Annotated in this window: 6 protein-coding genes; 3 read left to right on the plus strand and 3 right to left on the minus strand. The window is 41.7% G+C overall.

The window, feature by feature from the left end; translation table 11 throughout:
• Window positions 1-1,119 (minus strand): DPP IV N-terminal domain-containing protein (locus WKF69_RS17220; protein WP_340383464.1); only part of this gene is annotated, 1,119 nt, incomplete at its 3' end.
• 207 nt (window positions 1,120-1,326) lie between these two features.
• Here WKF69_RS17220 and WKF69_RS17225 point away from each other — a divergent pair.
• Together WKF69_RS17225 and WKF69_RS17230 are read left to right on the plus strand one after the other, a co-directional pair.
• Entirely contained in the window at window positions 1,327-2,247 is a 921-nt protein-coding gene (locus WKF69_RS17225) for a DUF58 domain-containing protein (protein WP_340383465.1), read from the plus strand.
• 40 nt (window positions 2,248-2,287) lie between these two features.
• Window positions 2,288-3,775 carry a glycoside hydrolase family 130 protein gene (locus WKF69_RS17230; RefSeq protein WP_340383466.1) on the plus strand — a complete coding sequence of 496 codons (1,488 nt, stop codon included), beginning with the start codon at window positions 2,288-2,290 and terminating at the stop codon, window positions 3,773-3,775.
• Here the strand turns inward: WKF69_RS17230 and WKF69_RS17235 are convergent.
• Both WKF69_RS17235 and WKF69_RS17240 read right to left on the minus strand, forming a co-directional pair.
• Window positions 3,749-4,756, minus strand: a complete 1,008-nt coding sequence (locus tag WKF69_RS17235) for a glycosyltransferase family 4 protein (protein WP_340383467.1) — start codon at window positions 4,754-4,756, stop codon at window positions 3,749-3,751. The two genes, WKF69_RS17230 and WKF69_RS17235, sit on opposite strands and share 27 nt — an antisense overlap.
• On the minus strand, window positions 4,756-7,041 hold the full coding sequence (locus WKF69_RS17240) for a glycosyltransferase (protein WP_340383468.1): 2,286 nt from the start codon (window positions 7,039-7,041) through the stop codon (window positions 4,756-4,758). Before WKF69_RS17240 ends, WKF69_RS17235 begins: the two co-directional genes overlap by 1 nt.
• Before the next feature lie 278 nt (window positions 7,042-7,319).
• On the opposite strand from WKF69_RS17240, the gene WKF69_RS17245 reads away from it, so the two are divergent.
• On the plus strand, window positions 7,320-7,970 hold the full coding sequence (locus tag WKF69_RS17245; protein ID WP_340383469.1) for a GDSL-type esterase/lipase family protein: 651 nt from the start codon (window positions 7,320-7,322) through the stop codon (window positions 7,968-7,970).
• Window positions 7,971-8,043: the final 73 nt, after the last annotated feature.

Consider the following 8,043-nt stretch of genomic DNA (forward strand, 5'->3'; position numbering starts at 1 on the left):
TGAGCTTTCCTGGCGTGCGGTAAAATATATTTCCTGATCTTTTTCATCTACAAGCAGCAAATTCCCGACTCTCCAGGATCCTGAAGTAAGTTGTTTTTTGAGATTGCCTTTCAGATCGTGGTAATAATAATGACCCCAGCCGCTTTTGTCACTTTTAAGGATCACGCCGGGGCCGTTTTTAAGAAAATACATCTCGTCCATCCAATCTACCCAGGTATTTTGTTTCTCTTCGTAGATGATGCTTTTTGTGCCTGCTGTTGGATCCACACTGTAAAGGATCAGGTCATTCTGTTCCCGGCTCATCCATTGGACCCAAAGTGTCTTACTATCAGCCATCCAATACGGAGTACCGAAATATTGATCGTTTTTAGCGTCAAAATCAGCCCATACTGTTCCCTTCATGCCGGTTGTTACAACACCAACCTTTACCTCAGGATTCTTATCTCCTGCTTTTGGGTAGCGGGTGTTTTCGAGGAATCCATGCTGACCCGCAGAATTGTATATAGGATAAACCGGCACAAGTGAATCATCAAAACGCATGAAAGCCAGCTTTTTACTATCCGGGCTCCACCAAAATGCTTTGTAACGTGTTGGCCGGCCAAGTATCTCTTCGTAATAAACCCAGGATGCCCAGCCATTATAGATCACATTCGAGCCATCATTTGTATACCTTGTCTCAGTGCCTGTTGTTATATCAACCGAAAAGAGATCATTATTTCTCGTAAAAGCAACCTGCTTAGTATCAGGAGACAGGGTTGGGTTTTTCTCAAGGGCGGTATCCCTTGTGATCTGCTTTTCAGTACCAGACGCATCCTTAAAAAAAACATCTTTGTTTCTGATAAACACGGATGCCGAATTAACCTGGGCGGGAGCGGATGGGACGGCTTCTCCGGTCTTTACATCTACGGTGTACGGTTTAGTCTGTGTACCCTCTAGCCTGTACTCAATATAATGTGTGTTATCTGCCCAGCCACTATAGACTGGAAGAGGATTTAATATCTCCTTAACAGGACTTGTAAATACTTCCCGGAAACTGAGAGTTTTTTGCTGTGCACCTGCAGTTAGCGAAATGACCAGGAAGCCAGATAATAATGCAGCCGTTGATCTATTGATCATCATAGTGATTGATTGGAATGTAATAAATTTCGATTAGTTTGATGGATAAGCGTTCGGTTATAACGATCCATAATGTCCGAAGGTATAAATTTTTAAATAAAACTAATCCCTGGCTATGCAGTTCTATATCCGGATATATGAAAGTAAGGAATTACATAAATAGATCAATACAACGCATTCAACATCAATTAATATATCCTACTTTAGGGAATGGAACCCAATCTGACTAATTATAAAGACCTGCAGGATTTCGGAAATCTGGAATTACTTTCTCAGCAGGTTGTTGAGGGCTTTATAACCGGGCTTCATAAAAGCCCATTCCACGGGTTCTCAGTAGAATTTGCTGAGCATCGCTTATATAATACGGGAGATTCAATCAAGAATATCGACTGGAAGTTATACGGTCGTACAGATAAGCTTTTTGTAAAGCGATTTGAGGAAGAGACGAATTTACGTTGCCAGATCGTGATGGACGTGTCTTCATCTATGTACTATCCTGAAAAGGATTTCAATAAGCTTTTGTTTTCGGTTTATTCTGCAGCATCCTTGATGTATTTGTTTAAAAAGCAGCGTGATGCGTTTGGACTGAGCTGTTTTTCTGACAAATTGGAATTATCCACTCCCGCAAAATCTACAACGATCCACCAGAAGTACCTTTTTTCTGAACTTGAGAAGTTGATGAATCGCGATGGAAGAGGGAATGGGACAGCAGTTGCGCAGGCACTTCATGAAATTGCCGAACAGATTCACAAACGGTCGTTGGTAATTATATTTAGTGATATGCTCGAAGGTGGTGGTGACCGGGAATTAGCGGATATATTTTCGGCTTTACAACATCTTAAGCATAACAAACATGAGGTTGTTATTTTCAATGTTCTGGACCACAAGATGGAGCTTGACTTTAATTTTGAGAACCGTCCTTATCACTTTGTTGATCTTGAAAGTGGAGAAGAATTAAAAGTTCACCCCGGAAATGTAAAAGAAGCTTACCTGAATGCGGTAAGCTCGTATCATAAAGAGCTTAAGCTCAAGTGCGCCCAGTATAAGATTGATCTGATCGATGCGGATATACATGCTGGATTTTACCAGATATTGCATTCATATCTCATAAAGAGAGCGAAGATGGCATAGAATCTGATAGATTTACAATTTTAAGCCCGAAAATTATAATATGAGATTATCAGTCGACCGCAGCCCTATAAAAGTTTACCCGGATCCTAAGCGTGTTATAGCACGATTTTTCTTTAGCCAGGATGAGCGTGCAAAAGAATTAATAACGAAAGTAATGGCCTTATCGGATCAGGATGTATTTACCATTATATCGCCTCTTTTACAGGAATATTCTCAGCGTCACCGCAACATTACCAAAATATTGAACAGGCATTGTGATAAGGTTAAAAGGCTTATAACGGAGGTCGGAGTTAATTACGCGGAAATTGATCAATTCAGGAAATTACTGATAGGGTCGTACTTCACTCATGAATATTCGATTGAATCAGCGGCTTTTTTCAACCCTTCAATAATAGAAGATCCTGATCAGACAGAACTGGTCGAGGGACAAAAACGCATGATCATCAGCTTTCGGGCTGTAGGCGAAGGTCATATTTCCTCTATTGTATTCAGGAGAGCCCTTGTGGAAAAAAATGGAGATCTGACTGTTCTTCCCGCGGGGAATTACATTGATGAAGCTGAGATAATACGTAACGCTGTTTACGTTAAAAAGCTTTTTTTTGGTAAGGCGGTCGATAATAATATTGACAAGGAGGTACTTGAGAATGTAAAACAAAAGCTTGGCGACAAGTTCGAATACCAGGAGCTCAGAAACGTTATCATCGAGCTAAAGAACCAGCAAAGTTCAGACGAGGCAAAATTGAATTATGATAAAGTGCTTTGGCTCTCTGATTCCTATCATGATATCAGCTTTTCAAAGGATACCGATATCTCGGACCGGGTTATTTTCCCCATTTCCCAATTCGAGAAAAAAGGAATTGAAGATGCGAGGTTTGTGAAATTTATCAAGGATGATGGATCGATAATATACTACGCAACCTACACAGCTTATGATGGTCAAATGATCATGCCCAAGCTGCTTCAAACGACAGACTTTTACGAGTTCAAGATCTGCCCTCTATATGGTGCAGGTGCCCAGAACAAGAACCTTGCATTATTCCCGCGCAAAATAAACGGGAAATATGCTATGATGTCTCGAATTGACGGATGGAATAATTACATCATGTATTCCGACAAGATCCAGGTTTGGGAAAGCCCTGAACTGCTTCAAAAGCCCCATGCGGCCTGGGAATATATTCAGATAGGCAATTGTGGCTCTCCGATAGAAACGGAGGACGGGTGGCTTATTATAACTCATGGAGTAGGACCTATGCGCCGATATTGCCTTGGTGCAAGTTTACTGAAGCTGGATGATCCGTCCGTGGAAATTGGACGTCTATCAGAGCCCCTGATAGTTCCTAATAAGGATGAGCGGGAAGGTTATGTGCCCAATGTGCTTTATTCCTGCGGTTCGATTATTCATAATGATAAACTGATCATCCCTTACGGACTCTCAGATTACTGCTCATCATTTGCAACTGTCAATATAAATGCGCTTCTGGACAAACTTAAGAGCAAATCATCATCGCTGTATGATCTGTTTATATAGCGTTAGATAATCAGATACCATCTTTTCGCTTGAGAAATTATCTTTTGCCCATGTATGGCATAAATGCCGGTCAATTGATTTCAGATCGCTAACGGCGTCCGAGCCGCTTTCGACATCTTTAACCAGATAGCCGGTCTTGCCATCCTTTATTAGTTCGGGCATTGAGCCCCGGTTAAATGCAATAACCGGGGTGCCGCAATACATAGCTTCAGCTACACTTAACCCGAATGGTTCATCGAAATTTATGGGATGAAGTAAGACAGTGGCTTTGCCCAATAACTTATTCCGGGCATCAGGGCCAGCGTGTCCAACGAAAACGATCTGATCGTCAAATTCAGGCTCTATCTTTTCCGTAAAATACCTCTCGTCCTGGACGATGCCCGCTATGATTAATTTTCTGCTTGTATTCCGGGCAATCTGAATGGCTTCCAGAGCTCCCTTGTCGGGATGAATACGCCCGAAAAATAAAAGATAATCATCGGGAGATGCAACAAAAGTGAAGTCTGCCGTTCGTATTCCATTGTATACCGTTGCAAGATATTCGAGCTCCTGAGACCGGTTAGAATTGCTTATCGACACATACGTCGATGAGTCGTTATATTTCTTATAAACGGGAATTATTTTAGGCGAAGAAAAGCCATGGATGGTAGTAATAATAGGGGTTTTAATGAGCCGTGAATAACTAAGCGGGAGGAAGTCGTAGTGGTTATGCAGGATATCAAAATCTCCTGCCTTCTCCATGAAATTGCTGATGTGCAGGCACTCAACAACCTTTGCATCTAACTCCCTGTCTTCTTCATAACCCGACGCGACCACAGAGTCCAATGTTCCCGATGTTAAGGAATCAGATGTGGCAAAGAGGGTTACATCCATGCCCGAGGCCACTAAGCCCTCGGTAATGTTTGATGCCATTTGCTCCCACGGGCCATAGTGCCGGGGAGGCGTGCGCCAGGCTACCGGCGACAATACTCCAATCTTCATTAAGCAGCTTCGGAATCGGCCTTTGTTTTAATTACTGTTAGCTTTTGTTCCTCGGTTTGAAAGGATTCCAGTTCCAGACCTTTAAGTACGAGCAAATGAGATATGAAATAAGCTAATGTACTTTCAGCACCCTGATTCCTGTTAAGCCCACCAGGTTGCAGACCGTCGCAGCAACCTTTTGTTTCGTGATCGTATAATGGCAATCGTAATGTGTTTTCTCCCAGGAACCATTGGTAGCACAAGTACATTTTACTTAGGAATTGCTTCTCTCCGCTTACATCATACGCTTTGAAGTACATAAGAACCATAGCCATGCTTTCTATCGCCTGTTGATCGAAGATTGCCATATTACCGTTTCTGTAATACCATCCATCGCTTCCAACCGGACTAAGGTAACCTTTGCTCAACGTCAGACTGTCGAGGAATTCAATCGATTCGTATGCTATTTTAAGTACACGCTCGTTGCCCGTTATCTGGGCAGAATGAAGCAAAGCAAGGGGTAATATTGCATTATCATAACTTAGTTTATCTTCGAACCAGTGCCAGTTTTCACCTTTGTTGCTTTCATAAACATCAACCAAAGGTTTAGTTAGTTCTTTCAACTGTTCCACTAAGCCTTCGTTATAGGGATGTGCCTGCAGGTAGTAGGAAAGCCCGATGATAGTATTTGCCAGGCCCCTTAAGTGACGCAGGGCTTTAAAATGCGGAACTGATCGCTGAAAGAGTTCTTCGGCAAATTCCTTGTAAGAATTATTCGGGGCGGAATTTATGAGATAACCCAAAGCCCATATGGTTCTGCCAAAAGAATCTTCTGACCCAACTTCGTCCAGATATTCCCTCCTGAAGCTTAAAAAGTTTCTGAAGTTCCCGTCATCCATCTGCATATACTGGATATAGCTCAGATATATAGGAAGAAGATCAAGGGCCTCTTTGCTTTTATTTTGTTCGTAAGCCATCAGTGCCATAATCAAAGCACGTGCATTATCGTCGAGGCAGTAGCCCTCTTTCAAATTAGGTATACCATATTTGGCATGCTGAACTATACCAGTATCATCTGTAAGACGCTTTACGTGGGTTAGATTGAATTCAGGAATGATCTCAGAGTCTATAATATGTCTGCTCTTGTTTTTAACTAACGGCAACTCTGTTGAATCCTCAAGAATGGCAGTATATTCTTTGCCGATAGCAGGCCATCTTAGATTCAGGCCATAATTAAAGGCATTTTCCTTTAGTTCTGCTAATTTTTCAGGATGATCAAGCAGATCATTAACGGACTCTGCAAGGCTCTCAAAATCTTTGAAATCAAATAGTCTTCCGCGTTTGTCTTCCAGAAGCTCTTGTGCATGCCAGTATGGAGTCGATAATATCGCAGCTCCTGACCCTACTGCATAGGACAGTGTTCCGCTGGTTATTTGTGCTTCATTAAGGTACGGGGTCACGTAAATATCGCAGGCTGTCAGATAATGATGCAACTCTTCTTCGGAGACAAACTGGTTAATAAAGGTTAAGTGTTCTTCTACATTCAGGCTTTTTGCAAGCTTCTTTAAGCTATCACGGTATTCTTCTCCGGAATTTTTCCGGACACCCGGATGCGTGTTGCCCAATACCACATACATAACATCAGGATGATTCTCCACGATTGCAGGCAGAGCTTTAATAACGGTTTCGAGGCCTTTATTTCTGCTGATCAGCCCAAAAGTGAACAGCACTCTTTTATTCTTAAACGACGGGAGTTTTTTGATAGGATTGTTTTCATGGGGCTCCAGATCAGGCACACCGTGTTCGATCCGCTGGATCTTTTCGTCCGAAATATAATAGATGTTCTTCAGGAAATCTACAGCTCTTCTGCTCATGACAACGATCTTCGACGACTGTTTTGAAATCTCTCTGATGATTATCTGCTGCATGAAACTCGGCTCCCGTAGAACGGTATGCAAAATAGTTATCAGGGGTTTATTCAATCTGCTGATTAAGGGAAGAAGATAAACTCCGCTTTCTCCTCCATATATTCCAAACTCATGCTCAATTACACAAGCATCAACATCGCTGTTATTTATAAACTCAGCAGCCTGAATATAGTCCTTTTGATGTTCCTGTCTGATTTTAAACTTCACTTCAGCAGGATAATCGTATTCCTCCAGGTCGTCTGAGTCATTCATCGCAACTACAAACCCATTTAAGGAACCATCAGCATTGTCTGCGTTTATTGCCCTTATGAGATTGTAATTAAAAGTGGCGATTCCACATTCCCGAGGCGTATAAGAAGAAAGATATGCGATTTTCATAGGTATTGTTTTTTGCTTAGATCGTAAAATTATCGTGTCCCGAGTCGTATCAGCAAAAGGTATTCCACTCTGAGCCGATTTAACCTCAGGCTTTCATTTGTTACTAAACGTGGCTTTCATTTGACTAAAAGGTAGAATAATGCTTTCTTAAGTAACGTTTGTGCCTGTTTATGTCATTAGCCTTACTATTTTAACAGTGTTTGTGTGATTTTGTTGAGTTTTGTTCTAGATTTAAGACTATTCTTGAAAAATTCGTATTTGTATCTAAAACTTATAACATGAGATATTTCCTTCTGGCCGTCTATACAGTGAGCTTTTTGGTGTTAGCCAGTATGCAGATTCAAAAGCCTGTAAAGGTGGTGCTGTTTGGAGATTCTATAACTCAGGCCGGTGTCAAACCAGGGGGGTACATTACGCTGATGCAGGAGTCACTAAAAGGATATGAACTGATTGGAGCAGGAATCGGAGGTAATAAAGTATACGACCTTTATTTACGCATGGAGGCGGATGTACTTAATAAAAAACCTGATGTATCGGTGATTTACGTTGGAGTCAATGATGTGTGGCACAAACAGACTAGTCAGACTGGGACAGATCCTGACAAGTTTATAAACTTCTATTCTGCCCTGATCAGGAAAATGCAGTCTGCCGGGATAAAAGTGATTGTTTGTACCCCCGCTGTAATAGGTGAGAGGACTGATTTCAGCAATGCCCAGGACGGGGATCTAAACCGCTATAGCCAAATTATAAGAGATCTTGCTAAACAGTACAACTGTCCGCTGGTAGACCTTCGTAAAGAATTCCTGGCTTACAATATGGCTAACAATCCTGAAAATAAAGAGTCGGGAATCCTTACCACCGATCGCGTACATTTGAACCCAGCAGGTAATAAGCTGGTAGCTGATCTGATGATGAAAGCTTTAAAATGAGTTGAGAATTGAAAGTTGAGAATTGAGAGTGGAAAGGCGTTTTTCAGTAACTCTCCACTCTCCACTCTCCATT

Origin of the sequence: Daejeonella sp., from assembly GCF_037719425.1 — a bacterium.
GTDB lineage: Bacteria > Bacteroidota > Bacteroidia > Sphingobacteriales > Sphingobacteriaceae > Daejeonella.